Here is a 926-nt window from a genome sequence, read left to right as displayed (position 1 = left end):
GATGACCGCGCGCTGCTCGATGCGTTGGCCAGCCACCTGGCCGGCGGCATGGAGGGCCTGCGCGCCGACGCCTTGCAACGCGAAGCGGCGGTGGCCGACGAGCGCGGTCTGCTGGCGCGCGAGCTGCACGACTCCATCGCGCAGAGCCTGGCGTTCTTGAAGATCCAGGCGGGGCTGTTGCGCAGCGACATGGCACGGCTGCCCCCGGATGGCGCGCGCGTACAGGCAACCTTGGGCGAGCTCGATACCGGCATCCGCGAAAGCCTGTCCGATGTGCGTGAGCTGCTGCTGCACTTTCGCACCCGTACCAATGCCGAGGACATCGTGCCTGCGCTGCGCACCACCTTGACCAAGTTCGAGCACCAGACCGGCCTGCCCGCGCAGCTGCAGATTGCCGGCGAAGGCATGGCACTGCCGCCCGATGTGCAGGTGCAGGTGCTGCATGTGGTGCAGGAGGCGCTGTCCAATGTGCGCAAGCATGCGCAGGCCAGCCAGGTGTGGGTGGAGGTGGAGCAAGGCCCGCAGTGGGCGGTGGAGGTGCGCGACGATGGCCAGGGCATGGCGCAGGCCGCCCTGGCGCTGGATGAAACCCATGTGGGCCTGCGCATCATGCGCGAGCGCGCCGCTGGCATTGGCGCCAGCCTGGAGATCCATTCCGTCCCCGGGGCCGGCACCTGCGTGCGCCTGAGCCTGCCCCGCTTGCAGCCCCTGCAACCCCTACCGACATTTCAGCCGCCCACGGCCGCAACCCTTGCCGCCTCCAGGAGCCCCGCATGACGGCAGCGCAAGCGCCTACCCCCGCGATACGCCTGCTGGTGGTGGACGACCACCCGCTTTTTCGGCGCGGTGTGATCGCGCTGCTGGCCGCCCAGCCGCAGCTGCAGGTGGTGGCCGAGGCCGGCGATGCGGGCGAGGCGCTGCGCCAG

General features: G+C 70.4%; 1 protein-coding gene and 1 pseudogene. Both read left to right on the top strand.

All coding sequences use genetic code 11. The annotated features are described in order from the left end of the window. The coding region (locus H928_RS0105310) for a sensor histidine kinase (RefSeq protein WP_021025576.1) at positions 1-777 on the top strand (777 nt) is incomplete at its 5' end. After that, positions 774-926, top strand: a pseudogene (locus tag H928_RS33035) (response regulator); the annotation flags it as partial. The gene H928_RS0105310 and the pseudogene H928_RS33035, both read left to right, overlap by 4 nt.

This window comes from Comamonas sp. B-9 (assembly GCF_000410635.1).
Classification (GTDB): Bacteria; Pseudomonadota; Gammaproteobacteria; order Burkholderiales; family Burkholderiaceae_C; genus Comamonas.
This window is presented reverse-complemented; position numbering and strand designations above follow the sequence as displayed.